The sequence below is a fragment of the Mycobacterium sp. 20KCMC460 genome, assembly GCF_022179425.1.
Lineage (GTDB): Bacteria > Actinomycetota > Actinomycetes > Mycobacteriales > Mycobacteriaceae > Mycobacterium > Mycobacterium kiyosense.
The window spans coordinates 5,819,269-5,846,061 of the sequence record NZ_AP025524.1; the positions used below are offsets into that span (position 1 = coordinate 5,819,269).

Annotated in this window: 20 protein-coding genes and 2 pseudogenes; 8 read left to right on the forward strand and 14 right to left on the reverse strand. The window is 66.8% G+C overall.

The annotated features are described in order from the left end of the window. Positions 1–29: 29 nt before the first annotated feature. Genes MKCMC460_RS26785 through MKCMC460_RS26820 form a run of 8 tightly spaced genes read right to left on the reverse strand, consistent with a single transcriptional unit; the run spans position 30 to position 9,176 of the window. A complete protein-coding gene (locus MKCMC460_RS26785; protein WP_236978127.1) occupies positions 30–848 on the reverse strand; it encodes an alpha/beta fold hydrolase in 819 nt (272 codons plus the stop codon). Beyond that, complete coding sequence (locus tag MKCMC460_RS26790) at positions 848–1,837, reverse strand: cyclase family protein (RefSeq protein ID WP_236978128.1); 990 nt, start codon at positions 1,835–1,837, stop codon at positions 848–850. Before MKCMC460_RS26790 ends, MKCMC460_RS26785 begins: the two co-directional genes overlap by 1 nt. Then, positions 1,837–2,652 carry a coniferyl-alcohol dehydrogenase gene (locus MKCMC460_RS26795; protein WP_236978129.1) on the reverse strand — a complete coding sequence of 272 codons (816 nt, stop codon included), beginning with the start codon at positions 2,650–2,652 and terminating at the stop codon, positions 1,837–1,839. Before MKCMC460_RS26795 ends, MKCMC460_RS26790 begins: the two co-directional genes overlap by 1 nt. A 3-nt stretch (positions 2,653–2,655) precedes the next feature. Beyond that, positions 2,656–3,969 carry an LLM class flavin-dependent oxidoreductase gene (locus MKCMC460_RS26800; protein ID WP_238305065.1) on the reverse strand — a complete coding sequence of 438 codons (1,314 nt, stop codon included), beginning with the start codon at positions 3,967–3,969 and terminating at the stop codon, positions 2,656–2,658. Between the two features lie 42 nt (positions 3,970–4,011). After that, a complete protein-coding gene (locus tag MKCMC460_RS26805; RefSeq protein WP_238305066.1) occupies positions 4,012–5,748 on the reverse strand; it encodes an FAD-binding protein in 1,737 nt (578 codons plus the stop codon). After that, entirely contained in the window at positions 5,745–6,662 is a 918-nt protein-coding gene (locus tag MKCMC460_RS26810) for a 3-carboxyethylcatechol 2,3-dioxygenase (RefSeq protein WP_238305067.1), read from the reverse strand. The genes MKCMC460_RS26805 and MKCMC460_RS26810 overlap by 4 nt, the downstream gene beginning before the upstream one ends. Next, a complete protein-coding gene (locus tag MKCMC460_RS26815) occupies positions 6,610–8,313 on the reverse strand; it encodes a bifunctional 3-(3-hydroxy-phenyl)propionate/3-hydroxycinnamic acid hydroxylase (RefSeq protein WP_236978131.1) in 1,704 nt (567 codons plus the stop codon). Before MKCMC460_RS26815 ends, MKCMC460_RS26810 begins: the two co-directional genes overlap by 53 nt. Further along, entirely contained in the window at positions 8,313–9,176 is an 864-nt protein-coding gene (locus MKCMC460_RS26820; RefSeq protein ID WP_236978132.1) for an alpha/beta fold hydrolase, read from the reverse strand. The genes MKCMC460_RS26815 and MKCMC460_RS26820 overlap by 1 nt, the downstream gene beginning before the upstream one ends. A 125-nt stretch (positions 9,177–9,301) precedes the next feature. On the opposite strand from MKCMC460_RS26820, the gene MKCMC460_RS26825 reads away from it, so the two are divergent. Beyond that, on the forward strand, positions 9,302–9,967 hold the full coding sequence (locus MKCMC460_RS26825; RefSeq protein WP_238305068.1) for an IclR family transcriptional regulator: 666 nt from the start codon (positions 9,302–9,304) through the stop codon (positions 9,965–9,967). 21 nt (positions 9,968–9,988) lie between these two features. Further along, positions 9,989–11,614 carry an FAD-dependent oxidoreductase gene (locus MKCMC460_RS26830; protein ID WP_236978134.1) on the forward strand — a complete coding sequence of 542 codons (1,626 nt, stop codon included), beginning with the start codon at positions 9,989–9,991 and terminating at the stop codon, positions 11,612–11,614. Here MKCMC460_RS26830 and MKCMC460_RS26835 read toward each other — a convergent pair. Next, a complete protein-coding gene (locus MKCMC460_RS26835; protein WP_238305069.1) occupies positions 11,604–12,821 on the reverse strand; it encodes a sensor histidine kinase in 1,218 nt (405 codons plus the stop codon). The genes MKCMC460_RS26830 and MKCMC460_RS26835 overlap by 11 nt on opposite strands. A 79-nt stretch (positions 12,822–12,900) precedes the next feature. Here MKCMC460_RS26835 and MKCMC460_RS26840 point away from each other — a divergent pair, with 79 nt between their 5' ends. Continuing rightward, positions 12,901–13,554: a response regulator transcription factor gene (locus tag MKCMC460_RS26840; protein ID WP_236978137.1), complete on the forward strand. Its 654-nt coding sequence runs from the start codon at positions 12,901–12,903 to the stop codon at positions 13,552–13,554. On the opposite strand, the gene MKCMC460_RS26845 is transcribed toward MKCMC460_RS26840, so the two are convergent. The 3 genes and pseudogenes from MKCMC460_RS26845 to MKCMC460_RS26855 form a co-directional block, all read right to left on the reverse strand. Next, positions 13,551–14,750, reverse strand: a complete 1,200-nt coding sequence (locus tag MKCMC460_RS26845) for a sensor histidine kinase (RefSeq protein ID WP_238306050.1) — start codon at positions 14,748–14,750, stop codon at positions 13,551–13,553. The genes MKCMC460_RS26840 and MKCMC460_RS26845 overlap by 4 nt on opposite strands. 154 nt (positions 14,751–14,904) lie before the next feature. After that, a pseudogene (locus MKCMC460_RS26850) lies at positions 14,905–16,833 on the reverse strand (APC family permease); the annotation flags it as partial. A 97-nt stretch (positions 16,834–16,930) separates the two neighbouring features. Then, positions 16,931–18,847, reverse strand: a pseudogene (locus MKCMC460_RS26855) (APC family permease); the annotation flags it as partial. Positions 18,848–19,412: 565 nt separating this feature from the next. Between MKCMC460_RS26855 and MKCMC460_RS26860 the strand changes: the two are divergent. After that, positions 19,413–21,179 (forward strand): NAD-binding protein, encoded by a 1,767-nt coding sequence (locus tag MKCMC460_RS26860; protein ID WP_236978139.1) that lies wholly within the window; start codon positions 19,413–19,415, stop codon positions 21,177–21,179. A gap of 170 nt (positions 21,180–21,349) precedes the next feature. Further along, positions 21,350–22,708 (forward strand): PPE domain-containing protein, encoded by a 1,359-nt coding sequence (locus MKCMC460_RS26865; RefSeq protein ID WP_238305070.1) that lies wholly within the window; start codon positions 21,350–21,352, stop codon positions 22,706–22,708. Positions 22,709–22,723: 15 nt separating this feature from the next. Here MKCMC460_RS26865 and meaB read toward each other — a convergent pair whose 3' ends face one another. Beyond that, the gene (gene meaB / locus MKCMC460_RS26870) at positions 22,724–23,635 is read right to left on the reverse strand and encodes a methylmalonyl Co-A mutase-associated GTPase MeaB (RefSeq protein WP_236978140.1); all 912 of its coding nucleotides are present in this window, start codon (positions 23,633–23,635) and stop codon (positions 22,724–22,726) included. A gap of 165 nt (positions 23,636–23,800) precedes the next feature. Here meaB and MKCMC460_RS26875 point away from each other — a divergent pair, with 165 nt between their 5' ends. The 3 genes from MKCMC460_RS26875 to MKCMC460_RS26885 all read left to right on the forward strand — a co-directional run bounded on the left by MKCMC460_RS26875 (position 23,801) and on the right by MKCMC460_RS26885 (position 25,966). Further along, on the forward strand, positions 23,801–24,673 hold the full coding sequence (locus MKCMC460_RS26875; RefSeq protein WP_236984435.1) for a proline iminopeptidase-family hydrolase: 873 nt from the start codon (positions 23,801–23,803) through the stop codon (positions 24,671–24,673). Between the two features lie 73 nt (positions 24,674–24,746). Next, the gene (locus tag MKCMC460_RS26880; RefSeq protein ID WP_370653036.1) at positions 24,747–25,601 is read left to right on the forward strand and encodes a transglutaminase family protein; all 855 of its coding nucleotides are present in this window, start codon (positions 24,747–24,749) and stop codon (positions 25,599–25,601) included. Between the two features lie 122 nt (positions 25,602–25,723). Then, positions 25,724–25,966 (forward strand): CsbD family protein, encoded by a 243-nt coding sequence (locus tag MKCMC460_RS26885; RefSeq protein WP_236978143.1) that lies wholly within the window; start codon positions 25,724–25,726, stop codon positions 25,964–25,966. A 59-nt stretch (positions 25,967–26,025) separates the two neighbouring features. On the opposite strand, the gene MKCMC460_RS26890 is transcribed toward MKCMC460_RS26885, so the two are convergent. Beyond that, positions 26,026–26,793: an enoyl-CoA hydratase/isomerase family protein gene (locus MKCMC460_RS26890; protein WP_236978145.1), complete on the reverse strand. Its 768-nt coding sequence runs from the start codon at positions 26,791–26,793 to the stop codon at positions 26,026–26,028.

Here is a 26,793-nt window from a genome sequence, read left to right on the forward strand (position 1 = left end):
GGCAAGAGTTTTGGCACACGTCTTCGGCCCTACAGGTCGAAGAACTCCAGCAGCAGTTCGTTGACCACGGCGGCCTGCTCGATCTGCGGGCAGTGCCCCGCACGATCGACCACGACCGAACGCGCGCCGTCGATCTGCCCGGCGATCGCGGCTGCCCAGCCCGACGGGAGCAGCTTGTCACCTCTGCCTTCGATGACCAGCGTCGGCACCCGGATGCGCTGATAGGCCCGTTCACTCGACGGCGTCGTCATAGCGGCGGCGTTGGGCCGCCGAAAACGGGCTGCCGCCACCGCTTCCCACGCTCCGGGCGCGATGCTCGATTGGTAGCGGCGCCAGACGTAATCGTCGTCAGCCGGATAGCCGGGGCCGTAGAACAGCGCTTCGACGATGTTGCGCATCGCCGGCAGCGTCGCGTCGTACTGCTGCAGCGCGTCGAAGTGGTGGTTCTGCTGAATCTCCCCGCCCCCACAGATGATCGCCATGCTGCGCACCGGCAGCAGCGGTGTCTCCGACGTGGTGTCAGTCAGCAAATTGATTGCGCCCATGGAGTTTCCGGCGAAATGCGCGGCTTCGACGCCGAGGATCTCGCAGAATCGTGCCACGTGCCTGATCCGCATCGCACGGCTGTTGACGAAGTCGATGACCTTCGCCGATTCGCCGAACCCGAGCTGGTCGGGCGCCAGCACGTGAAACCGGTCGGCAAGCGCGGAAATGTTTCGCTCCCAGCCCAATTCAGCGCTGGCACCGAATTCGCCACCGTGCAGCAGCACCACCGGGTCACCCGCACCCGCCTCGAGGTAGGCCGTGGTGAGTCCGTCGACCTCGACGGTTCGGCGCTGCACCTCCATCACTTGATCGCGATCGGGTTCAACGGCGAACCCACCGCACCGGTGAACCGCAGCGGTGGCGCGATCAGCTGGAACTCGTACACGCCGTCGGCCGCACAGTCTTCGGCGAGCGCGGTGAAGTCCCAGTACTCCCCGAGCATCAGCCCCATGTCGCGTAGACACAACAAATGGAAAGGCAGGAACAGCCCCTCGACCCCCGACACCGGATCCTCGACCTGCAGGTTGTCGGCCGCCACGGCGGCCACCTCGTTGTCGTGCAGCCACTGTGCGCAACGCCAGTCCAGCCCGGAATAGGGCTCGACCTTATCGCCGGTCAACGCAAACCTCGTCCACCACCCGGTGCGGACCAGCACGATGTCGCCGGTCTCGATGGTCACTCCCTGAGCCCGCACGACGTCGTCCAATTCTTCGGGCGTGATCGGGTTTCCGTGTTCCAGAAAGACATCGGCGCCGCGGTGCCGCACCAGGTCCAGCAGCACACCGCGCGAGGTGATCCCCTTGACGTCGACCTTGTCGATGCCGCAGTGCAATGCCCCCAGGCTGGTCACCGAGTCAGCCGGAAAACCGTTGTACAGCTTGCCCTCGTAGTAGACGTGCGACAAGGCGTCCCACTGGGTCGCGGCCTGCAACGGCATGATGATCATGTCGTCGTTGAAGCGAAATGGATTGTCGGCGAAGTAACCGCTCAGCTGCGCCGCTGTCGGGTTCTTCGCCCACCCGGGCCCGTACTGCGCCAGCGAGGTCGCATCGCCACCGTCGACCGTCATCACATGAATCGGGTTGTGCCGGAAACCGAATGCCCCCTGCGGACCCGACGAACCGAAGTCCACGCCCAGCGGGAACACCTTGCCGTGCCGGACCAGGCCGGCCGCCTGCCGCACCTTCTCGGGGGTGATCAAGTTCAGGGTGCCCAGCTCGTCCTCGTCACCCCACCTGCCCCAGTTGCTGACATCGGCGGCGACCCGGCGAAAGTCGGTCATGGTGGCCATCAGGCCCGTCCTTCCTCGATTTCCGCCGCGATTGCGGCGCCCACACTGCCCCCGTCGACCCACACCACCTGGCCCGAAATATAGCTCGCCGCGCGGCTATTCAGGAACAACAGCACCGCGGCCTGCTCCTGCGGATCCGACACCCGCCCGAGCGGCTTGGGAATGTCGTCGAGGAACTGCGGCCCGTAGGCGGTGCGCAGCTGGTCGAGGATCGGTGTCTCGGTGACACCCGGCCCGGTGCAGTTGATCCGGATCCCGCGCGCCCCAAGATCGTTGACGCTGCGCATCGTGTAGAGGATGAGGGCTTCCTTGGATAGCTGGTAGCCGGTGCCCACTAGGTCCGGGTGACGCTTGCACCACTCGATGCCCTCCGGCATGGTCGCCGTCCGCAGCAGCGGAGCCACGTCGCGCAGATGCTCCCGGTAGGCCGACGCCGCCAGCGACGACACACTGACGATCGACGATCCCGCGGCCAGCCGCGGCAGCAGCGCCTCGGTCAGATGGCGCAAGCCCAGGAAGTTGATCGTGACCACCAACAGCGGGTCGCCGATTCCCGACGAGACACCGGCGATGTTGAACAAGGCGTCGACCGGCCCGGCGATGCACGCCACAGCCTGGTCGATCGACGCCGGCTCGGACAGGTCGACTTCGTGAAATTCGTTGAGCCCCAGCGCAGGTCGGCGCCGATCCAGCCCCACCACCTCCGCTCCGAGTTCGCCGAGTTGCGACACCACCTGCGCGCCGATGCCCGAGGCGCATCCGGTGACCACGGCACGGCGGCCGTCATAACGCAGCAGCTCGTCGACTCTGGCCAACGCTCAGTTACCCTCGGACGCTGCCTGCTCCTTCAGCCGCTGCGCGGCCTGCACGCGGCCCTCGTTGATCTCGGCCATCGCCTCGGGAATCTCACTGGCGGTGAACTTTCCGCCGCGCCCGGTCGGCAGGCCGCCGAACGAGTAGTGCTCGTCGAACGGCGGAGTGGTCGACTCGGGCCGGCGTGCCTCCACCTTCTCGATCACCGGCGCCAACCGGGCGGCCTTCTCGGCGACCTGCTTGGCGTCGCGTTCGATGAACTCGGGCAGCACCTCCTTGCCCATCAGCTCGATGGACTCCATGGTGCCCTCGTGGCTACGCGGGTTGAGCAGCAGGATGATCTCGTCCACGCCGCTTTCCTCATAGCCCCGTAAGAACTCCCGCACCGTGGCCGGCGAGCCGATCGCCCCGCGTCCCGGCCCGTACGCCAGCGTCGGATCCTTCTCCACCTCCTCGAGGTAGCGTTCCCACACCCCGGTACGCCCCGGCGTGTGCACGCCGGTCATGTAGTAGTGCATGATGCCGAACGAGAAGAATCCGCCGCCCTGGCCCAGCCGCTGCAAGGCCACCTCGTCGGTCTTGGCGACCATCATCGACAGGTCGCCGCCGATGGCCAGGATGTTCGGGTTGATCTGCGGGGTGATCGGCACCCCGTTCTCCTCGAACTCCTTGTAGTAGCCGTTCACCCGCTCAGTGAGCGGCCCGGGCCCGGTGTAGGCGAAACTCAGTGCGCCGATGCACTTTTGCGCCGCCATCTGCACGCTGGCCGGCCTTGTGCAAGCCACCCAGACGGGCGGGTGCGGCTTTTGCAGCGGCTTGGGGATGACGTTGCGGGCAGGCATCTGGATGTGCTCACCCTTGAAGCCCGAGAAGGGCTCCTCGACCATGCAGCGGATCGAGACCTCGAGCGCTTCCTCCCACTGGGCGCGCTTGTCCGCGGGGTCGATGTTGAAGCCACCGAGTTCGCCCACCGACGAGGATTCGCCGGTACCGAACTCGACGCGACCGTTGGAGAGCAGATCCAGGGTGGCGATGCGCTCGGCCACCCGGGCCGGGTGATTCACCGCAGGAGGCAGGTGCATGATGCCGAAGCCCAGTCGGATGTTCTTGGTGCGCTGGCTGGCTGCCGCCAGGAATATCTCCGGTGCGGTGGAGTGACAGTACTCTTCGAGGAAGTGGTGCTCGGTGAGCCAGACGGTGGAGAAGCCGGCTTTGTCGGCGGCCTCCACCTCGTCCAGGCAGTCCTGCAGCATCTGGCGCTCGTCGTCGGGAACCCAGGGCCGCGGTAGCGCGAACTCGTAGAACAGCGAGATTTTCATTGCTTCCTCCTATGGGGGTCAAAGTCCGGTGGGCTGTGGGCGTCATGGTCCGGTGGGATAGAGGGATCGTGCGGCGGGCTGTTCGGCGATGTGCTTGGCCGCCACGTACCCGAAAGTCATTGCCGGCCCGATGGTTGCGCCCGCACCGGCGTAGCTGCGGCCCATCACCGGCGCGGAAACATTGCCCACCGCGTACAGCCCGGGCACCACCGTGTCGTCGGCGCGCAGCACGCGGGCGAACTCGTCGGTGCGCAACCCCCCCGAGGTGCCCAGGTCACCGAGCACGATGCGGAACGCGTAATAGGGCGGATCACCCAGCGGATACAGGTTCGGGTTGGGCAGCGTCGGGTCGCCATAGTAATTGTCGTAGACACTGTCGCCGCGATTGAAGTCGTCATCGTGCCCGCGACGCGCCAGCTCATTGAACCGGGTGGCAGTGGCCCGAAGTTGTTGCGCCGGAACGCCGATCTTCTCGGCGAGTTCCTCCCAACTCGACGCTGCCTTGACGACGCCGGAATCCAGCCAGGCCGCCGGCACCTTGCGTCCGGTAGGCACCGGCGCGCCGGGGATCTTCGGAATCGGCAGGTGGCCGCCGACCACGTAGCGGTTGAACGAGCGGTGGTCGGTGACAAGCCAGCACGGGATATGCGTGACACCGGACTTCTGGCCTTCGATCATCGCGTGGCCGAAATCCATGTACGGCGCCGCCTCGTTGATGAACCGCTTGCCGTCGCCGTTGACGATGAACTGCGCTGGCATCATCCGCTCGTTGAGCATGAATTGCATTCGCCCGTCCGGCCATTGGATGGCCGGGAACCACCACGCCTCGTCCATCAGCTCGGTGGCGGCACCCACCTTTTCCCCGGCGCGGATCCCCTCGCCCAGTGCCGCCGGGTTGCCGAAGCTCCAGTCCTGGTCGATTACGGGCTGATGTTCCTTGCGCCGTGCCATGTCGTGGTCGAAGCCGCCCGAAGCCAATATCACTCCGCGGCGCGCACCGATCCGCAGCTGTTCGCCGCCGCGCTGGACCAGCGCACCAACCACGGCTCCTTTTGCATCCGTGAGCAGTTCGAGCATCGGCGTGTCCAGCCAGAGCGGGATCCCGCGATCCTTCATCGCCAGCCGCAACCGCGCCGCCAGCGACTGCCCGATCGCCGCCATCCGCTCCCCGAACACCCTGGCCCGGACCATCCGCGACACCAGCTTCAGCAACACCCCTTTGCCGGCCCAGGACTGCCGGATCCGGTAAAACGAACGAAGTTCCTTGGGACCCAGCCAGATACCCTTCGGCGCCAACGCCAACGGCGTCAGCAGCCGCTGTTCGTCGTCACCCAGTGCGCGCAGGTCGATCGGGGGCACGTTGATGGTGCTGCCGAGTTCCGAGCCGCCCGGCAACTCCGGGTAGTAGTCGGCATAGCCCGGCTTCCAGACGAATTCGAGCCACGGGCTGAGTTTCTCGAGAAACTCCAACATTTGCGGCGCCGCCTCGACGTAGCGGCGCAGCCGCGCCTCGCTGACCAGTCCGTCGGTGATCTGCCGCAGGTATTCCACGACGCCTTCCGGGGAAGGCCAGTAGCCCGCGCGGCGCTGCGCGGGTGCGCCCGGCACCCAGATGCCACCGCCGGACAGAGCAGTGGAACCACCGAACTGCGGCGACTTCTCGATGACCAGCGCGTCCAGACCCGAGGCGTTCGCGGTCAACGCGGCCGTCATACCGCCACCGCCGGACCCGACCACGAGCACATCCACCACTCGATCGAAACCCGCTGATCCAGTCATGCGCTGACCGCCGTCCGGATGGCGAATCCGGCGATCAGGTCGGCGGCCTGCCGGTAGTAACGCGTGATTGTGCGGTAGGGTCCGGCGCTCGCCATGGCCGCGAAAGCCGCAACCCAGGTGCGGATCTCATGCGCCGAGCTGCCCCCCTCGTGCGTCACGAACGAATTGGACCACTGATCCAGCTGAGCCAGTTGCCCGGTATCGACGATATCCAGAAATTGCCGGTCCCAGACCGGGTTCAGCGGTTGCAGGTCGCTGTCGCCCCCGGCGAAACTGCGGGCCGCCTCGATCACCTGCGTCTGCCGGGCTTGGCGCTGCTCGGCGGTCATCGGCCGGCCCTGCACGATGCGTTCCAGCACCGCCGGCGCGGCCGTGGCCAGGGTGGGCACCGGGGGGCTGTGCGACAGGCCGCCGGAGCCGACCAGCAGCACCCTTTTGTCCAGCTTGCCAACGAAATTGCCGACAGCGGTGCCCAGCGCCCGGCAGCGGTGCAACGGCCCCAGCGGAACCGCGATCGCGTTGACGAAAATCGGGATCACCGGCACGGCGGTCGCCGAACCACACAGCTTCTCCAACGGCTGCACGGTGCCGTGGTCGACATCCATGCCCGCCGACACCGCGACATCGACGCCGGCGTCCAGCACGGCTGTCGCACAGTCGAGGGCGAGGTCTTCGGCCACCTCGAGTGGGCCGGCGTGGGTGCCGTAGTCGCCGACTCCGCTGGCGCGCATGCCGATACAGAACGGTGGCATCACCTTGTAGAAGAACCCATTGTAGTGGTCCGGGGAGAAGATCACGACGAGTTCGGGGTCGTAGTCGGCGACGAAGGCGCGGGCACGGGCTATCTCGGCCTCGACCTCGTCAAGCAGACTCCGCGGCGGCCCCGGTAGATTCAGCAGCGGGCTGTGGGACATACAGCAAAGAGCTAGTGGCACTGTCGTTTTCACCCCCCTCCGGTGTCAGCGAGAGGGCGTCGATCAGCGCGGCGCTCAATTCCGGCGATCGTTGTGCGATGCAGGCACCGGCGATGCACCGGTCCGGGCGCAGGAAAACCACCGATTCCGGATGGGTGTCGAACCAGGCCTTGAGATCACCGCACCGGTCACCGACGATCACGACGTCGGGATCGTCCTGACCGGTCCAATGCAGCTGCGTGGCCGGCCGCAGCGCAACGAACTTGGCGCCCAGCGCTTTCCAGTCCGCGAAGGCCTGCTCGCCGAGGATCTTGCGTGGGTTGTTGTTCCAGCACGCGACCGCAAACCAGGTGCCCAGCACATCGTCGAGCAGCACGTTCTGCTGGGTACGGGTGTCGACGCGGGGCTGAATGAACAACGTGCCGGCCGGCGAGCTTGCCGCGGGGGTCGAATGCACCACCGCACCCTGCTCGTAGCGCGGCATCGGCTTGAACCGCATTTCCAGCACATACCGTTTGAGCGTCGGCACGATCGACGCCGAACGGATCAGCAGGTCCCGCGCGCCGGCGACCCGGCGATTGGTCGGCGAGATGACGCGGCCCACCATGGTCGACAGGTCGATCATCGCGCGTGCATGCTTGCGCCGTTCCACGTCGTAGCTGTCCAGCAGCGTCTCGCCGGCGCGGCCGTTGACGACGGCCGCCAGCTTCCAGCCCAGGTTCGCCGCATCGCGGATTCCGCTGTTGTAGCCCTGTCCCTGCCACACCGGCATCAGGTGTGCGGCGTCCCCGGCAAGCAGCAGCCGTCCGCTGCGGAAGGAGCCGGCGATGCGCGAATGGTGGGTGTAGACGCGGCGGCGGATCACCTCGACACGCTCGGGGTGCGGGACCATCCGGGCCAGCATCCGGGTCAGAAACGCCGGGTCCTCGGCCTGCTCGTCGGTCTCGTCGGCGTGAATCATGAACTCGAAGCGACGAATTCCGTGCGCGATCGAGATGGAGGCGTACGGGCGTTCCGGATCGGCGCCGACCTCGCTGTTGGGGTGGCCGAGCGGATCGTTGGCGATGTCCACGACCAGCCACCGGGTAGCCGAGGTGGTGCCGTCGAACGACACGCCCATCATGCCGCGGGTCATGCTGCGCCCGCCGTCGCAGCCCACCACGTAGCGCGCCCGCACGAAACTCCCGTCGCTGCCGCCCAGCTCGACGGTCACCCCGCCGTCGTCCTGCACGCACGCGGCCATCGGGCTGCTCCAGCGCACCTGCACATGGTCGAATCTGTCCAGCCCGCGCAGCAATTCGGCATCGACGAGCGGCTGGACAAACCCGTTGCGCTTGGGCCAGCCGAATCGCGCGTCCGGCGGCGCCATTTCGGCCAGCACCCGGCGCTTGGCATCGTAGAAGCGCAGTATCTGATTCGGCACGGTGTGCGGCAGCACCCGTTCCACCAGGCCGATCGCCTGAAAGGTGCGCAACGACTCGTCGTCCAGCCCGACGCCGCGGGGATAGTCGATCAGCGACACCCGTTCCTCGACGACCAGCGTCCGAACCCCTTGCAAACCAAGGATATTGGCAAGAGTGAGGCCCACCGGCCCGGCGCCGACGACCAGGACGTCGACGTCCGCGACACCAGTGCCGTCACCCTGGGCCATCAGCGACCCAGCAGGAAATCGATGTGCAGGCGGTTGAATGTCTTGGCGTCTTCGTACTGCGGCCAGTGGCCACAGCCCGGCATCACCTCGAACCGCGCACCGGGAATCATCGACGCGATGCGGCGACCTTCGGGCACGTCGGCGGTGGGGTCGTCGCTGGTCCACAGCACCAGCGTGGGAGCGGTGATCGCGTCGTATTCGTTCGGGCCCAACAGGTTCCGGGCCCGGACCTCGGGGTCCTGCAGCGCCATGATGTCGCGCATCGCGGCCACGAAGCCCGGCTGACGGTAGATCCGCTGCCGACTGGCCACCAGGTCGTCGTAGCCTTTGGACTTGTCCGCCATCAGCCATTTGATGCGGGCCTGCACAGTCTCCCAGGACGGGTCCTCGGCGGCGGCCATCGACAGGGTGATGATCCGTTTCATCACCTCCGGGTCGGCCTGCGAGCCGCCGGCGGTGTTGAGCACCAATCGGTCGATGACGTCGGGGTGATCGATAGCGGCGCGTGCCGCCACCCAGCCGCCCAGCGACTCACCGCTGAGCTTGATGCGGTCGGCGCCGATGGCGTGCACCACTGCCATCAAATGCGCTACGTAGTGCGGTATTTCGAGCGGGTGCCCGGGCTTGTCGGTGTAGCCGTGTCCGAGCATGTCGATCGACCAGGTCCAGAAGTGCTCGGCGTGCGCGGCGAGGTTGCGGACGTAGGCCTCGGCGTGGCCACCCGAGCCGTGCAACAGGATCAGCACCGGCTGGCCGGGGTCGCCGGCCCGCAGGTAGCGGGTCCGCACTCCGCCGGCGCTGAGGTATCCCTGCTCAAACGGCACGCCCTGCAGGTCGCTCCAGACGCTCTCGAACTCCGTCACGGTTCCCCTCTGCCTGGCCCGGTGAAAACTTTGCTCTCGTTTCCGGCATATCTGCTGTGCTAATATCGCACACTGATGTGCGTTATATATAGAGCTTGGCTCTCCCGCCGAGGTCTGTCAAGACCGTGAGCGGTTCCCAGACGCTGGCCCGTGGGCTCACCGCACTGCAGCTGGTGGCCGCTGCCCCGGGCGGGCTCACCATGCAGGAGGTCGCCGATCAAGTCGGCGTGCACCGAACCATCGCCTACCGGCTACTAGCCACATTGACGCAGTTCAAGCTGGTCGCGAAGGGAGAAGATGGGCGCTATCGGCCGGCTGCGGGGCTGGTACCGCTGGGCGCGTCGTTCGACCGCAACGTCCGCCAACTGTGCCTGCCGACACTGCGCTGCCTGGCCGATGAACTGGGTACCACGGTGTCGCTGCTGGTGGCCGAGGGAGACGAGCAGGTGGCGCTGGCGGTGATCGTGCCGACGCAGGTCGCCTACCAACTCGCCTTCCACGAGGGCAGCCGGTATCCACTGGACCGCGGCGCCGCCGGAATCGCGTTGCTCGCGGCCATGCCGCCCCGTCCCGCGGAACGCGACCTGGTCAGTGCGACCCGGCAACGAGGCTGGGTCACCACCCACGGGGAGATCGAACCGAACACCTACGGTCTGGCGGTCCCGGTCATCCGGCCGACGCCGTCACCACCCACCTGCATCAACCTCATCTCGCACCGCGAAGACGTGGTGATGCGCGGCAAGGATGCCGTCATCCGGGCCGCCGCGAAATTATCGGCGCTGTTGAGCTAGCAGCTGGAAGGGGACACACCGATGCCAGAGGACCGACCTTGGGACCACGAATGTGATGTCGTGGTGCTCGGCAGCGGCGCCGCCGGCCTGACCGCCGCGCTAGCTGCGGCCGTCACCGGCGCTACGGTGGCGGTTTTCGAGAAGGCGGCGACGGTCGGCGGCACCACCGCCGTCTCCGGTGGGATCGCCTGGATTCCTGCGCACAATCGTTGCCCTGGAAGGGAATTGACGACCGAGGACGCGTTGCGCTACCTGCGCGCACAGTCGTACGGCTCGATGGACGACGAACTGGTGGAGACGTTCGTGCGGACCGGCCCGGTGATGCTGGATTTCGTCGAATCGCACAGCGGCCTGCGCTTCGAGGTGGCCGCCGGATTTCCCGACTACCAGCCCGAGTTACCGGGTGGCCAACCAACCGGCGGTCGATCGCTCAGCGCGGCGCCGTTCGACCTGGGCCTGCTCGGCGACTGGGCCACCCGGATCACCGCGTTTCCCGCGGACTGGTCCAACGTCGGATTCGACGCCGAGACCCGGGCCCGACTGCACGCCGACATCGAACGGGCCGGCGAACTCTGCGTGGCCGGCACCGCGCTGATCGCCGGACTGCTCAAGGGCCTGCTGGACATCGGGGTCACGCCGGCCACCGGGTCGCGCGCAACCGAACTGCTCACCGACCGTGACGGCGGTGTCGCGGGCGTGCGCATCGCCGGGCCCGAGCGGACCACGGAGGTGCGGGCCCGCCGCGGCGTCATCCTGGGCACCGGCGGCTTCGAATGGGATCCGTTGTTGGCGCAGGCTTTTCTGCGCGGACCCATGCACGGCGCCGTCTCGCCGCCCAACAACACCGGCGACGGATTGCGCATGGCGATGGCCCTGGGCGCGGACCTGGCCAACATGGGCGAGGCCTGGTGGGTGCCGATCGTACGGATTCCCGACGACACCATCGAGGGCAAGCAGCGCAGCCGCAGCGTGCGACTGGAACGCACCCGGCCGCGCAGCATCATCGTCAACCGCGCAGGCCGGCGGTTCGTCAACGAGGCCGGCGAATACAACTCGATGGCCGGAGCGTTCCACTACCTCGAACCCGGCAAGGGCTACGTCAACGATCCCGCGTGGATGGTCTTCGACTCGGTTCACCTGCGCCGCTACGGTTTTCTCGGTATCGCGCCGGGCGACCCGGTGCCCGACTGGTTCTGCGGGTCCGCTGACCTGGCCGAGCTGAGCGCAAAGACCGGCATCGACGCCGCCGGACTCGCCGACACGCTGCAACGGTGGAACCGCAACGTCGCCGCCGGCAGCGATCCCGACTTCGGCCGCGGCTCCAGCGCCTACGACGGTTATTGGGGGGACGACAGCGCCCCCACCCTGGCCGGAAAAACATTGGGGCCCATCGACACCGGCCCCTTTTACGCGGTGCCGATCAGCGTGGGTTCGATGGGCACCAAGGGCGGACCGCGGACCGACGCCGACGGCCGCGTCCTGCACGTCACCGGCCGGCCGATACCCGGGCTGTTCGCGGCGGGCAACGCCATGGCCGGCGCGACCGGCCGCGCCTACGGCGGCGCGGGCGGAACCATCGGGCCGGCAATGGTTTTCGGATACCGGGCCGGTTATGCCGCGGCGACCGGCGAGTCGGTCAAGGTTTGAGCGGTAACTCGACACAGACGTGTGTGCCCGCCGGCGCGTCCAGAAAGACGAAGGTACCTCCGGCGGCGTCGACACGAGCCCGGTGTGAAGCCAGCCCGATGTGCCCCTCCCCCAACCGCCGGGCCATGGTCTCGCCGTTGACCCCCACCCCGTCGTCGGACACCTCCAACACACACATCCCCTCGGCCACCCGCAGTCTCACCGAAGCGTGCGCCGCCCGGGAATGACGCACCACATTGGACAACAACTCCCGCACCACCCCGAACACGATCGGGTCCACCTCGCTGCGCACCGGATAGTCGATCTCGGTACGCACCTCGATGCCCGACCGCTGCGCGGTGAAACCCGCCAACTGCTGCACCGCCGGACCCAGCCCGACCTGCTCGAGCACCGCCGGATGCAACTCGAAAGTGGCCTGCCGCAACCGTTCCGAGGCACTCTGCAGTCCCACCAGGGCACGGCCGACCCGATCGTCATCCGGATCTTCGGTGGCCAGCTCCACCATCTCTTGACGCGCGGCCAGCACATCCTGCAACGGCCCGTCGTGAATGGCCTCCGAGATGCGGCGCTGCAACTCCTCCGAGGCCGTCATCGTCTGCGCCAGCAACTCCTCGCGCAACGCGCTCAACCCTGCGACCGAGCGTGCGTGCCGTTCCTCGATGCGCACCACCACCAGCGCGGTACCGCACAGGAAGGCGTACAGCGCGAACCGAAAGACGGCTTCGGGCCAACCGATCGCACGCACCATCACCGGGTCCTCGACGACGGCGATCGCGAAGCCGACCAACGTGAACGCCAGCACCACCGCCGCCCGCCGGGTCGACACGTCGAGGCCTACGAACACCGGCAGCAGGGTCATGATCAGCAGCGGATAGATCCCGTCTGAGGACAGCAGCTGGAAACCGGTCAGTGCCACCACGTCGAGCACGGTGAAAGCGAACGGCTCCAGCCGCCACGCGCCGACCTTGGGTCCCATGCCCACCCGCCGGCGCAGCGGCGCAAACGCCAGTACCACCGAACACAGTGCGATGAACGCGTACACCGCGATGAGGACTGTTTGCTGAGGCCACTCCGAGTGGCGGGTGCCGATGCGCATGGCAGCCACCATGAGCGCCACCACGCCGATCCGCAGCACCGAGGCGATGCGAAAGGAGCGCAACCGGTGCACGGTACGAACGCGATCCAGTTCCACGTCGCTGGCCGCCACACGAACACCGTACTAACGGCGGCCGCCCGTCCGGCGGTCGCGAACAGTTCTTTGCGAGGCAACCACTAGACTTTGCGCCATGGTCGGCGCTGTGACGCCCGAAAAGGTGCGTGTGGTGGTCGGCGATGATCACCCGCTGTTTCGCGAGGGTGTGGTGCGCGCGCTGTCGTTGAGCGGCTCGGTGAACGTCGTCGGCGAAGCCGACGACGGCACGGGTGCCCTGGAACTGATCAAAGAACACCGGCCAGATGTCGCGCTACTGGACTACCGCATGCCCGGAATGGACGGCGCTCAGGTGGCCGCGGCCGTCCGCAACAACGATCTGCCCACCCGGGTGCTGCTGATCTCGGCGCACGACGAATCCGCGATCGTGTATCAGGCCCTGCAACAGGGGGCCGCCGGATTTCTGCTCAAGGACTCGACGCGCACCGAGATCGTCAAAGCGGTGCTCGATTGCGCGCAGGGCCGCGATGTCGTCGCACCGTCACTGGTCGGCGGCCTCGCCGGTGAGATCCGCCAACGGGCCACCCCGGCCACTCCGATGCTCAGCGCACGTGAAAAGGAAGTGCTGCAACGCATTTCCCGCGGGCAGAGCATCCCCGCAATCGCCGCGGAGCTGTATGTGGCGCCGTCGACGGTCAAGACGCACGTGCAGCGCCTCTACGACAAGCTCGGCGTCAGTGATCGCGCCGCCGCGGTGGCCGAGGCGATGCGCCAGGGGATACTCGACTAATCGGTTGTTCGCAACGGAAGTCGCACGCTGACGTGCGTGCCTGCCGGCGCATCGGAGAAGACGAAGGTGCCTCCGGCGGCGTCGACACGAGCCCGGTGCGAGGCCAGCCCGATATGCCCCTCCCCCAACCGCCGGGCCATGGTCTCGCCGTTGACCCCCACCCCGTCGTCGGACACCTCCAGCACGCACACGCCATCAGCCACCCGCAGCCTCACCGAGGCATGCGCCGCCCGGGAATGACGCACCACATTGGACAACAACTCCCGCGCCACCCCGAACACGATCGGGTCGACCCTGTCGCGTACCGGATAGTCGATGTCGGTACGCACCTCGATGCCCGACCGCTTCGCGGTCAACTCCGCCAACTGCTGCACCGCCGGACCCAGCCCGACCTGCTCGAGCACCGCCGGATGCAACTCGAAAGTGGCCTGCCGCAACCGTTCCGAGGCACTCTGCAGTCCCACCAGCGCACGGCCGACCCGATCGTCATCCGGATCTTCGGTGGCCAGCTCGGCAACCTCGAGCCGCGCGGCCAGCACATCCTGCAACGGCCCGTCGTGAATGGCTTCCGAGATGCGGCGCTGCAACTCCTCCGAGGCCGTCATCGTCTGCGCCAGCAACTCCTCGCGCAAGGTACACAGACCCGCCACCGAGCGCACGTGTCGTTCCTCGATGCGCACCATCACCAACGCTGCCACACACAGAAACGCGTAGAACCCGAACAAGAACGCGGTATCCGGCCAGCCGATCGCCCGCTTCTGCAGATGGTCCTGGATCCCGGCGAACGCGAACCCGACCAGGGTGCACGCCAGCAACGCCGCGGCCCGGCGGGTCGACATGTCCACGCCGACCAGCACCGGCAACAGGATCATGATCAGCAGCGGATAGATCCCGTCACTGGACAGCAGTTGCAGGGCAGTCAAGACGACCACGTCGATCGCGATGAAGGCGACCGGCTCGATCGGGCTCAGCTCGGCGAACCGGCTCATCCCGAATCGCCGAAACGGCATGAACGCCAGTATCAGAGCGCTGACGGTGGCAACCGAGTAGAGGGCGACGAGCGTGAGCTGCCCACCCCACTCCGAACGGGGGGTGGCCACCACCATGGCGCCGACCACGAACGCCAGCACACCGATCCGCAGCACGGAGACAACTCGATAGGAGCGCAGCGTATGAACCCTGCGCACCCGCTCCATCTCACGGTCACCGGCCCGCCCAGCAGCACTGGCCACCGGAACACCGTACTCACATGACGGGCTGCTGTTCAGAGTCGCGCGCCGGTGCAGTTTCGGTGCTTTGCGGTGGCGCAGCGACGACCGCCGCCGGCCGGGACGCACGCTGTTCGGCTCCGGCGCGCGCTATTCGCGACTCGATGTCGTAGGGCACGATGATCGCGGTCGCCCCCCGGATGCGACTGACGGCGCGCGCCATCTTGTCGGCGGTGCGATCGTGCAGCAGCCTGCCCAGCAGTGGCGAGTAGGTCCGGCGCGGCAACAGCACGGTCACCTTGCTGTCGGGGTGCTCGCGGAGCACCCCGACGACCAACTCGTAGGCGGCCTTACTCAGATGACGATCCGGACAGTCGACCATCCGCAGCGCGGTGTCGTGCTCGAAACGCTCCCAGCGTTGTCGCAGCAGCGCGGCATGATCGGCGTCGATCACGAAGTGCACCGCGGTCAGATCGTCGGCGTGCAGCCCGTTTCCGTAGCGCAGCGCCTCGATCTCGGCGAGGTCGACCGAATCCACGAAGATCAGCACCCGCAGTCGCGCATGCTTGGCCACTACCGGCTTTTCGGTCCGCGACATCTCCAAAACCGATGCCTCCGAACGATATTGGCGGTTGAGCCGCATCAGGATCAGCACCAGCAACGGGAAGATGACGACCACCAGCCACGCGCCCTCGGTGAACTTGGCCACCGCGAAGATGCCGACCACGATCGTCGACAGGACTCCCGCCGCAAGATTGACCGCCACGTTGACCCGCCAACGCTTTCCACGATGGACCAGGTGGTGCTTGGTCATGCCGTAACCGGCCATGGAGAAACCGGTGAACACGCCGATGGCGTAGAACGGCACCAACGCGGTGACCGAGCCCTCGGTGACCAACAGCAACGCCACGGCCAGCGCGGCCAGGGTGATGATGCCGTTGGAGAACACCAGGCGATGACCCCGCTTCATCAGCGGGCGTGGCAGAAAGCGGTCCTCGGCCACGAAACTGGCCAACCCCGGAAAGCCGTTGAAGCTGGTGTTGCATCCGGTGAACAGAATCGCCGCGGTCGACGCCTGCACCAGGAAGTACAAGGTGTTGCCCAGAACGCCCTTCCCGAAGACCGCCCGGGTGATCTCGGACAGCATCGAGGGGTATTCGTGCAGGTAGGGCGTGGCGTGAGTGACGTGCGCCAGCCAGGCCACCCCGAACAGCAGAAAGCCCAGAATGCAGGCCATCACGGTCAGCACCCGGCGCGCGTTGACACCCTCGGGCTTGCGGAAGGCACTGACGGTGTTCGAGATCGCCTCGACCCCGGTCAACGAGGTACCGCCGTTGGCGAAGGCACGCAGCACCACCAGAACGGTTGCGCCCATCACCAGACCGCTGCCCTGGTGCACCGGCACCGTGCCGACCAGCTTGTGCGGATCGTATTTCGGTAAGCCCCAGAGGATTTCACGAACAAACCCGGTCACGATCGTCAGCGTGATCATCGCCACGAACGAATATGTGGTGATCGCGAACGCCCGGCCCGACCGCCGCAATCCCCGCAGGTTGGTCAGACACATCAGTACCACCACACCGACAGTGAGCTCCAGGTGGTAGGGGCGCAGCTCGGGAATCGCGGAGACCACCGCCAACGTGCCGGCCGCGGGTTGGACGGCCACGGTCACCACATAATCGATCAGCAGCGCTGCCGCCGCGACCTGTGCGGTGCGGGGACCGAAGTTCTCCCGCGCAACCATGTATGCGCCCCCGGACCGGGTGTAGGTCGTCACGACCTGGCGGTACGAGGCGGTGACCAACACCAGGATCAGCAGCACCACACCGGTAATCGGCAGCAGCAACGTGAATGCCGCCATCCCGGCGGCAGGCAGCAACTCGATCATCACCTGCTCGGGGCCGTACGCGGTCGATGAAATCGCATCGGGCGCAAGTGCGCCCAGCGCAATGGGATTGGACAATCGCTCGGAGTCCAGTTGATCGCTGGTCAGTGTCTTGCCGAGGAAGATCCGCTTCCAACGGTCGGAAAACGACTGCGGTATACCGCCAGCCGGGGTCGTCGTCACGATAGGTTCGCTTTCTTGTAGTACATCGGGGATTCCGGCGCGCTCCTACAGCGGGTCCACTCCGGATGGGACAACCTGCCGATCAGCCCACTCCGGTCACTTCCGCCACCCGGGATTCGATGTCGAAGGGCACGATCTGCGCGGTGGCGCCGGGAATTCGGCTGACCGCGCGGGCGATCTTGTCCGCGGTGCGGTCGTGCAACAGCCGGCCGACCAGCGGCGAGTAGGTTCGCCGCGGCAACAGCACCGTCACCTTGCTTTCGGGGTGGTCACGCAGCATCCGCGCGATCAACTCGTGCGCAGCCCTGCCCAGATGGCGGTCGGCGCAGTCGACCATTTGCAGTGCGGTGCCGTGCTCGAAGTGCGCCCAGCGCTCGGTGAGTCGCGCCGCGTGGTCGGCGTCGATCACGAAATGCACCGCGGTCAGTTCGTCGGCGTGCAGTCCGTTCCCGTAGCGCAGCGCCTCGACCTCCGCCAGATCGACGGCATCGACGAAGACGACGACCCGGTGTTTGGTGTAGCGGGCCAAATCCGGCGGTTCGGTCTGAGACAACTCCAACACCGAGGCCTCGGCTCGGTACTGCCGATTGAGCCGCATCAGCACCATCACCAGCAGCGGGAAGACGACTACCACCAGCCACGCGCCCTCGGTGAACTTGGCCACCGCGAAGATGCCTACCACGATCGTGGACAGGATCCCGGCCGAGAGGTTGACCGCCAGTTTGCGCCGCCACCCCTGGCCGCGATGGACCAAATAGTGCTTGGTCATGCCATAGCCCGCCATGGAGAAACCTGTGAATACCCCGATCGCGTAGAACGGCACCAACGCGTCGAGCGAGCCGCCGGTGACCACCAGCAAGGCCACCGCCAGCGCGGCCAAGGTGAGGATGCCGTTGGAGAAGACCAGCCGATGGCCCCGCTTCATCAGCGGACGCGGCAGGAAGCGGTCCTCGGCGACGAAGCTGGCCAGCGCCGGAAAACCGTTGAAGCTGGTGTTACCGCCGGTGTAGAGGATCGCCGCGGTCGACGCCTGCACCAGGAAGTACAAGACGTCGCCGATGGCGCCATGGCCGAAGACCGCGCGGGCGATCTCGGACAGCATCGACGGATACCCGTTGACGTACGGGGTGGCATGGGTGGCGTGCGCCAGCCAGGCCACCCCGGCCAGCAGAAACGCCAGGATGCACGCCATCACGGTCAGCACCCGGCGAGCGTTGAGACCCTCGGGCTTGCGGAAGCTGGTCACGGTGTTGGAGATCGCCTCGACACCGGTCAGCGACGACCCGCCGTTGGCGAAAGCCCGCAACACCACCAGGATCGTGGCGCCCATCACCAGTCCGTTGCCCTGATGGACCGGTACCGCGCCGGCAATGTGCGCCGGGTCGTAGACGGGCAGAGTTCCCATGACTTGGCGGACGAGGCCGACCACGATCGTCAGCGACACCATGACGACGAATGCGTAGGTCGGCACCGCGAACGGCGCCCCGGCCTCCCGCAAACCACGCAGGTTCGCCAGGCACATCGTCAACACCACACCCACCGTGATCTCGAGGCTGTACGGGCCCAGCACCGGCACCGCGGAGACCACCGCCACCGTCCCGGCCGCACATTGCACCGCGACGGTCACCACATAGTCGATCAGCAGGGACGCCGCTGCGATCTGGGCCACTCGCGGGCCGAAGTTCTCCCGGGCCACCACATAAGATCCGCCGGATCGGGTGTAGACCATAACCACCTGGCGGTACGACGCGGCGACCAGCACCAGGATCAGCAGGATGACTCCGGTGATCGGAAGCAGCAACGCGAACGCTGCCATGCCGGCCGCGGGCAGCAACTCGATCATGATCTGCTCCGAGCCGTAGGCGGTCGACGAGATCGCGTCCGGCGAGAGAACACCCAGCGCGACGGGATTGGACAACCTCTCGTGCTGCAGCTGATTGTTAATCAACGGCCTGCCGAGGAAGCCTCGTTTGCACACGTCGGAAAACGACGACCAGCTTTTTTGTCCGTGATCCAAAGTTGTTGCCAAGACGCAATATTCCTTTACCCAATCGGCAATTGACGTCAAAAGCCTAGCGTCTCAGCACACCTCGTCAGCCGGTCAGAGGGCCACAGACAGGATGTTGTCAGGATATTCCCAAGATAACTTGATATCGATGTAATTATGACAAGCCAGTATGGAGTCCGGAGCGCGCCACGGCGGCCGCTGCGCAAGTACGATTCCGACGAAGATGGAGGTTGGCGCGCCATCACAGCCAGGCACGGCAACACAGTCCGCCGCGACCTCGTAGGCTCGCCGGCGCCCGCCCCGGCTGTTGTTCGGCGTTCATCGGGCACCGCACCATTGACGAGTTCTGTCGCAGATCGACTGACGCGGCAACCATTCAGCACGGCCAAATTGGCTATGGCAGCAGCGTTTAGCGAAACGACTGCGAATAGCCGAAACAATAGGGGAACGGATGTTGCAGCAAGATCAATGCTCATGTCAGACGAACAATATTGATCAGCAAAAACATTCGCGTCGATCACGCCGCAATCTGGTCGTAGCCAGCGCAGGTCAGCACCGCGAGGAGTCGAATCAGATGCAGCAGCGTGTAATCGTCAGCGGTGACGACGCGCTCGCCACGACGATCATCGACGAATTGAAGCGAGCGGGTGCCAGCGTCGTCAAGCTCATCGGTCCAGAACTGGCCGGCACCAGAGTCAAGGCGGAGCTGGCTCGGGCCGGAGTTGCCGAGGCGGTAGCCGTCATCTGCGCCGGGGACGACGATGCGACCAACCTCGAGATCGCCTTGCTGGCAAGAAAAGCCAACCCGGAAATCCGGGTGGTGTCACGGCTGTCGAACGAAGTGCTGCGCGAAGCGGTGGCCGATGACGAGGGACCCAGCGCAATCTTCGGTGTCGCCGAACTCGCCGCACCGGCGGTCGTCGAGGCATGTCTGTCGCGCACCACGCACCCCTTCGAGGCGGCCGGCATCCAATTCGCGGTTTTCGGCACCGAGGCGCCGCGCGGGGGAACGCTGCGCGAAATCTACGGAGACCTCGCCCCAGTGGCGATCATGCACGGCCAGAACGCATCTGCGCCCGGTCAGGTCGTGGTGTGCCCAGGCCGCGATGAAGAAGTCTGCGCGGGCGACTGGACGGCGTTGATCGGAACACAGGACGAATTAACCACTTTCGGTGTTCAGGTTCCGCAGCAGACGCGGACGCTTTCGCACCATTCTCGATTGCGCCGGATGCTCGACGCCGCTCGCATCCTGCCCGCCGAGGTCAACCCGGCTTTCTACCCGGTGATAATCGCGCTGTTCGTGCTGATTCTCGGCTCGACCATGCTGCTGCACTTCTCCTACACGCACCCCGGTATGTCATGGGTCGACGCGTTCTACTTCACCATCGAGACCATCACGACGACCGGTTACGGCGACTTCAGCTTCGCCGAGCAACCCACTTGGCTGCGCGTGTATGCGGCCGTGTTGATGCTGGGCGGGGTCACCACCACCGCCCTGCTGGTCGCCTTCGTCGCCGACGTGCTGTTGTCCCGTCGCTTCGTCTGGTCGTCCGGACGACCACGGGCACGCCACCTGCGCAACCACATCATCGTCGTCGGACTCAGCGCCCTGGGCATCAAGGTCGTCCGTGACCTGACCGAGGCCGGACACGACGTCGCGGTGATCGAACGAGACCAGGGCAACCCGTTCGTGGCGGAGGCGAACGAATTGGACGTCCCGGTCATCTACGGCGACGCCACGCTGCGCCAGACGCTGGAGTCCGCCCGGGTCGACACCGCGCGTGCCGTGGCGGTGCTGACGCGTGACGACATGGTCAACATCGAGGCGGGAATGGTGCTTCGGGAGATGCTGAGCGCCCAGGTGACCCCGGAGGTCAACCGGTGGAACGAGGTACCGCTGGTCTTGCGGGTCTTCGACCACGACCTGGGCTCCGCGGTGGCGCAGCGCTTCGGCTTCGACAACGTCCGCTCCACGGTGGAGATCGCCGCGCCGTGGTTCGTCGGCGCCGCACTGGGCCTGGAGATACTCGGCACTTTCTCGGTGGGCAACCGCTCCTTTCTGATCGGAAAGATGCATGTCCAGCCGGGCAGCGAACTCGACGGTCTGCAAATGTTCGAGATGTCGACCCAAACCCGCGTCTTCGCCATCACCCGGGACGACACCCCGATTCAACTGCATCCGCGCCGCGATGCTCGGCTCTGCGCCGGTGACACCGTGTACCTGGCCGGGCCGTACCGGGAACTGCTGGCCACATTGCGTAAGGGACAGCAGTCCAAGCCGATTTCTGACGACGAGTCCCTGGGCGCTGAACAAGGGGTGAGTGCCGGCTCGAACAACTGACGTCCGTCCGGCTGGTGTGACCGGCATCTGACTGGACAGCAACGCCTTTGACGGATGCACACGGTTGCCACTCACGTTCAGCCACGGACGCCACCGTTTTCCATCGTTGTCCATGACCGACCAGGACGGGGCAAAAACGCTCCGTCTGACTTGAATTGTGAATCACTGCAATGTATTTCGCTGCTATACCACCTGAAGTGAATTCCGGCCGAATGTACACCGGCCCGGGTTCGGCACCGATGCTGGCCGCCGCCGCGGCGTGGGAGAGTCTGGCATCCGAGCTGCATTCGGCGGCCGGCTCCTACCAAGCTGTGGTGTCGGGGCTGGCCGCGGGACCGTGGCTGGGTCCGTCGTCGGCGATGATGGCCGGCGCCGCGGCAACCTATGTGAGCTGGCTCAGCGGCGCCGCGGCGCAGGCCGAGGAGACGGCCGACCAGGCCACCGCCGCGGCCGCGGCCTTCGAGTCCGCGTTCGCCGCCACGGTGCCCCCCGAGGTGGTGGCGGCCAACCGCAGCCTGCTGGCCGCGCTGGTGGCTACGAACCTGTTGGGGCAGAACACACCTGCCATCGCTGCCACCGAGGCCCAGTACCTCGAGATGTGGGCGCAGGACGCCACCGCGATGTACGGCTACGCCGGTTCGTCGGCGAGCGCCACACGGTTGACTCCGTTCAGTGCGCCACAGCAGGTTGCCAGTCCGGCCGCAGCGGCCAACCAGTCCGGTGCCGTCAGCCAAGCCGCCGACACCGCCGCCGGCTCCGCGCAGAGCACGGTGTCGCAGCTGGCGCAGATCTTCTCCGCCGTGCCCGACGCGCTGGGCAGTCTGCTGACCTCGTCGCCGAGCGCCGCCGGCGTGTCGTTGTCACCGCTCGACCTGCTCGACATCGGGGCCGACCTGATCGCGTTCGGGATCGATGCGCCGATGTCCCCCCTGGGCGTGATCTCGCTGCCGATCGACCTCGTCGGCGCGCAGACCGGTTTACACACCGACGACATCGTCTCCGGCTGGGATGACGCGGGCGCCACCGCCCCCGAGTTACCGGAAGGGTCAACGTTCGAGCCGGTGCCGCAATCGGTTTCGGCGGGTTTCGGCGAAGCCAACGCCGTCGGCGCGCTGTCGGTGCCGCCGACCTGGACCGCCGCCACACCCGCGGTGCGGCCGATCGCGCTGGCCCGACCGGCCAGCTTCGGTGTCGACCAACAGGCGCTGACGGCCGGCCTGTCGAACAGCCTGCAGAACAGCGTCGACAACGCCGCCGGCGACATGGCCATGGCGAGCGCGGCCGGCCGAGTCGTCGGCGACACCGCAGGCGGCCGGGGCGTCCAGGTCGCCCAGGCCGCCACCAGGGGCCGGAAAGCCGCGGCCGAGAACACCAAGGCCGGCGCCGACGAGGCACCCGATCACGAGGAACCGCGCGCCGTGGTGACCGGAATCGCGGCCGAGATACGCGAATTCGCCAGACTTCGCGACGAAGGCCTGATCACCGACGAGCAGTTCGTCGAGCAGCGGAATCGGCTGCTCGGCCTCTAGCATTCGGGCGCGATGCTAGTCCGGGGGCGCCGACAGCAGTCGCTCAGCCGCCGCGTAGGGGTCGTTGCGGCCGTCGACCACCGACTCGGCGAGCAGCTCGAGGTCCGGCCGGGTCCGCAGCCGGGTCTGCGCCAGCGACAGGATCTGCGCCCGCGCGCGGGCCAGCCGGCGCGCACGATTGTCGGCGCGGTGATGCACCTCGATCGCCTCGACCAGGTCGGCCAGCCCCGCACCGCGGGCGGCGACCAGACTCACGATCGGGGCCTTGGTCTCGGCCCGCAGGTCCCGCACGGTTTGTTCGGCGCCGTCCCGATCCGCCTTGTTCACCACCACGATGTCGGCGACCTCCAGGAGACCCGCCTTGGCCGCCTGCACCGCGTCGCCGGCGCCAGGATTGAGGATGACGATGGTCGGATCGGCGACGGCGGCGATCTCGATCTCGGACTGGCCGACGCCCACCGTCTCGGCGAGCACCACGTCGTAGCCGATGGCCCCGACCAGCCGGATGGCCGCGGGCACCGCCGCGGCCAGGCCACCGAGGTGCCCCCGGCTGGCCACCGATCTGATCAACACATCGGAATCGTTGATGTGCGCGGTCATTCGAATGCGATCGCCGAGCAGCGCACCGCCGCTGAACGGTGACGAGGGATCCACAGCCAGCACCGCCACCCGGCACCCGCGCTGCCGGTAGGCGCCGACCAGTGCCCCGATCGTCGTCGACTTGCCCGCTCCGGGCGGCCCGGTGATGCCGATGACACGTACGTCGGATACCGGCGCCCCCAGGGCGGCGAGGGTGGACAGCACCTCGTCGCGGCGGTCGCTTTCCACCAGGCTGAGCAGCCGGCCCGCGGCGCGCGGAGATCCGTTGCGCGCCTTGATGATCAGCTCAGAGACGTCCGTAGGGTGGTTGCGCACGGCGTCGGGCACGGACCGTTCTCCACTTCGGTGGCGCGCGGCGGAAGATCCGGCCGCGCGTTTGTGAGAATTATATTCTCTCAGTTTGAGAGTACGAGTTGCAAGCGGGCTCCGGCCCGCCCGTCCCGATCGCGGCATGGGACTCTGTGTGCTCACCGACGAAAGGACGCCCGGGTGATGACGCCGCAGCCGACGATCTCCGTCCCCGGCGGACTGGTGTGGGCAAAGCGGGTCCGACCCGCTCAGCCGAGCGCTGCCCGCCCACTGCTGGTGGTGCACGGCGGACCCGGGTTGCCGCACTATTACCTGAGTGCGCTGGAACGCCTGTCCGACGAGCGCGAGGTCATCTTCTGGGATCAGCTGGGCTGCGGCAACTCGCAGCGGCCCGCCGACCGGACGCTGTGGACCATGCCGCGCTCGGTAGCCGAAATGGCCTCGGTGATAACGACTCTGAGACTGTCCGACTTCCACGTCTTCGGCAATTCGTGGGGGGCCATGCTCGCCCTGCAGTACCTGCTGGATGCGCCCGGCGGCGTGCGCACCCTGACCCTGTCCAATAGCGCAGCCTCCATTCCGGTGTTCGCCGCCAACGTGATTCGGCTCAAAGCCGACCTGGACTGGGCGACCCGGGACGCCATCGACCGGCACGAGGCCGCCGGCACCACCGGCTCCGCCGCGTACCGGGCCGCGGTCACCACGTGGAACCAGACACACCTGTGCCGCCGCCAACCCTGGCCCGACGACCTCTACGACGCCTTCGCGGACATGGGCACCGAGATCTTCGAGACGATGTTCGGGCCCAGCGTCTTTCGTATCGTCGGGACGATGCGGGACTGGGATGTGGTCGATCGGCTCGGCGGGATCACCACGCCGACGCTGCTGCTCGCCGCGCGCTACGACGAGTTTCCACCCGAGCACATGCGCGAGATGCACCGCCGCATCCAGGGTTCGAGCTTCGAGTTTTTCGAGCACAGCGCCCACCTGCCGTTCATCGAAGAGCCCGAACGCTTCGACGCACTGATGCGCGATTTCCTGCGTCGGCACGATTGATGCACTCGGCGGCGGCAAGGGGGGTTCGAAACTGCGGATGCGGGTATAGGCCCGGCGTGATTGGCTTCAGAGGATGAAGTTGCGACGGGATCGAAATAGACATCGGGATCGGGGAAAAACAGTGACCAAGCGTGAGGTCGGGGCCAGCCTGCAAGTTCGCGTGACCGAGCCGACGACGCTGGAGTTCCAGATCGCGGTGGCAGCCCTGCCCGGCTTGCAGGTGAACGAATCGCTGAAGGTGACCCTGGACGGCACCCCGGTGACAGTTCGGGAGGTCGCCGGCGACCACGGCTCCCGGATCCACACCGGCGAATTCGGTGTCGGGGATGTCCGGATCGACTACGAGGCGACCGTCACCGGCCGGGCCGAGCCACCTCCGATCAACGAGATCGACGCCTCGACCTACCTGCGGCCCAGCCGGTACGCCGAAGCCGACAAGTTCTTCGGTTTCGCGGGCACCGAGTTCGGCCAGTTCACCGACTCGGTGACCGTGCTGGAGAAGGTGTCGTCGTGGGTGGGCACCCGGCTGAAATATGTTCCAGGTTCCAGTGATCCGATCGACGGCGCGACGGACACGCTGCTCGCCGGCGCCGGGGTGTGCCGCGACTACGCCCACCTGGTGATCGCGTTGCTGCGGGCGGTCAACATCCCCGCCCGACTCGTGTCGGTGTACGCACCGGGATGTGACCCGATGGACTTCCACGCCGTGGCCGAGGCGTTGATCGACGGACAGTGGCGCGTTGTCGACGCGACCTGCCTGGCCCCGCGGCAGGCCATGCTGCGCATCGCCACCGGCCGCGACGCCGCCGACACCGCCTTTCTGGACAACCACCGGGGTGCAATCGAGCTGAGCGACATGGTGGTCACCGCGGTAACCAGCGACGACCTGCCCCGGGACTCCGTCGAAGACCTGGTGACACTGGGCTGAGCCCCTGGGCCGGCTGGAGTGATTGATCCCATAATCAGGTGGTCGCTCGACCCCGCGCGGGGTATGCGCCGGCTAGACGTGATTCCACGGAATCAAACCAGTCAAGCGAAGGGAGCGCAGCAGTGAGTAACCGCGACAGTGGCCCGGTGGCGGCCGTCAAGGGCATCGTCGAAGACGTTATCGGCAAGTCCAAGGAAATCGCCGGCATCGTGATCAACAACGAGAACCTTCGCAACGAAGGCCGGGCGCAGCAGGACAAGGCGCAGGCCCAGCGCGACGTCGCGAAGAAGGAAGCCCAAGCCGAGTCGGCGCGGGCGGCCGCGAGCGCGGCCGAGGCCCGGCAGAAGACCAAGTCGGCTAAGTAACTCGCGCGTGCGGTGGGGCCGTCCCGGTGTGGGCGGCCCCATCGTCGTGTGGTGGCGCGCTAGTTTTTAGTCGCGTTGAGTTTGGTGACGATCGAGCGGAAGTCTTCGGTGACGAAGGACTGATGCTCCGCAGATAGCGCGTAGTCGATGCTGGCGAGCACCGCGCGCTCCAAATGGATGTTGAGCACCCGCTTGGTGCTTTCCACCGCCTGCTGCGGCAACTTCAGGATGCGCTCTGCGCAGGCCACCGCCTCGGCGACCGGATCGTCGGCGACATGGTTGGCCAGGCCGAGCTCGACTGCCCGCTCGGCGCGAATCCTGGTGCCGGTCAACGCATATTCCTTGGCCAGCAACAGGCTGATGTGCAGCGGCCAGGTCAGCGGGCCGCCGTCGGCGGCCACCAGTCCCACCTGCACGTGCGGGTCGGCCAGAAAGGCGTGCGGCGCGATGTAGACGATGTCGCTGAGTGCCACCAGGCTGCAGCCCAACCCGACCGCGGGGCCGTTGACCGCCGCCACCACCGGGATTCGGCAGCGGGCCATGCCCAGCACGATTTCGCGGCCGTCCCGGATGGTCTTGGCGCGCAGGTCGGCGTCCTCGGCGAGTTCGGCCAGGTACGCGAAGTCACCGCCGGCGGAGAATGCCTTCCCGGCGCCGGTCAACACCGCCGCGCGCGCCGACGCATCGTCGGTGAGCCGCTGCCACAGCCGCGCCAGGCCGACGTGCAGGTTGTCGTTGACCGCGTTGAGGTCGTCGGGCCGGTTGAGCGTGATGATCCGCAGCGGCCCGTCGGCGCGGACGTCGATTTCGCTTGGCATGTCGTACAT

Excerpts from the sequence above, each read along its gene's own strand:
- MKCMC460_RS26785 (WP_236978127.1), bottom strand. The coding sequence starts at position 848 with ATGGAGGTGCAGCGCCGAACCGTCGAGGTCGACGGACTCACCACGGCC.
- MKCMC460_RS26790 (WP_236978128.1), bottom strand. The coding sequence starts at position 1,837 with ATGGCCACCATGACCGACTTTCGCCGGGTCGCCGCCGATGTCAGCAAC.
- MKCMC460_RS26800 (WP_238305065.1), bottom strand. The coding sequence starts at position 3,969 with ATGAAAATCTCGCTGTTCTACGAGTTCGCGCTACCGCGGCCCTGGGTT.
- MKCMC460_RS26805 (WP_238305066.1), bottom strand. The coding sequence starts at position 5,748 with ATGACTGGATCAGCGGGTTTCGATCGAGTGGTGGATGTGCTCGTGGTC.
- MKCMC460_RS26810 (WP_238305067.1), bottom strand. The coding sequence starts at position 6,662 with ATGTCCCACAGCCCGCTGCTGAATCTACCGGGGCCGCCGCGGAGTCTG.
- MKCMC460_RS26815 (WP_236978131.1), bottom strand. The coding sequence starts at position 8,313 with ATGGCCCAGGGTGACGGCACTGGTGTCGCGGACGTCGACGTCCTGGTC.
- MKCMC460_RS26830 (WP_236978134.1), top strand. The coding sequence starts at position 9,989 with ATGCCAGAGGACCGACCTTGGGACCACGAATGTGATGTCGTGGTGCTC.
- MKCMC460_RS26840 (WP_236978137.1), top strand. The coding sequence starts at position 12,901 with ATGGTCGGCGCTGTGACGCCCGAAAAGGTGCGTGTGGTGGTCGGCGAT.
- MKCMC460_RS26845 (WP_238306050.1), bottom strand. The coding sequence starts at position 14,750 with ATGGAGCGGGTGCGCAGGGTTCATACGCTGCGCTCCTATCGAGTTGTC.
- MKCMC460_RS26860 (WP_236978139.1), top strand. The coding sequence starts at position 19,413 with ATGCAGCAGCGTGTAATCGTCAGCGGTGACGACGCGCTCGCCACGACG.
- MKCMC460_RS26865 (WP_238305070.1), top strand. The coding sequence starts at position 21,350 with ATGTATTTCGCTGCTATACCACCTGAAGTGAATTCCGGCCGAATGTAC.
- MKCMC460_RS26875 (WP_236984435.1), top strand. The coding sequence starts at position 23,801 with ATGACGCCGCAGCCGACGATCTCCGTCCCCGGCGGACTGGTGTGGGCA.
- MKCMC460_RS26880 (WP_370653036.1), top strand. The coding sequence starts at position 24,747 with ATGAAGTTGCGACGGGATCGAAATAGACATCGGGATCGGGGAAAAACA.
- MKCMC460_RS26890 (WP_236978145.1), bottom strand. The coding sequence starts at position 26,793 with ATGTACGACATGCCAAGCGAAATCGACGTCCGCGCCGACGGGCCGCTG.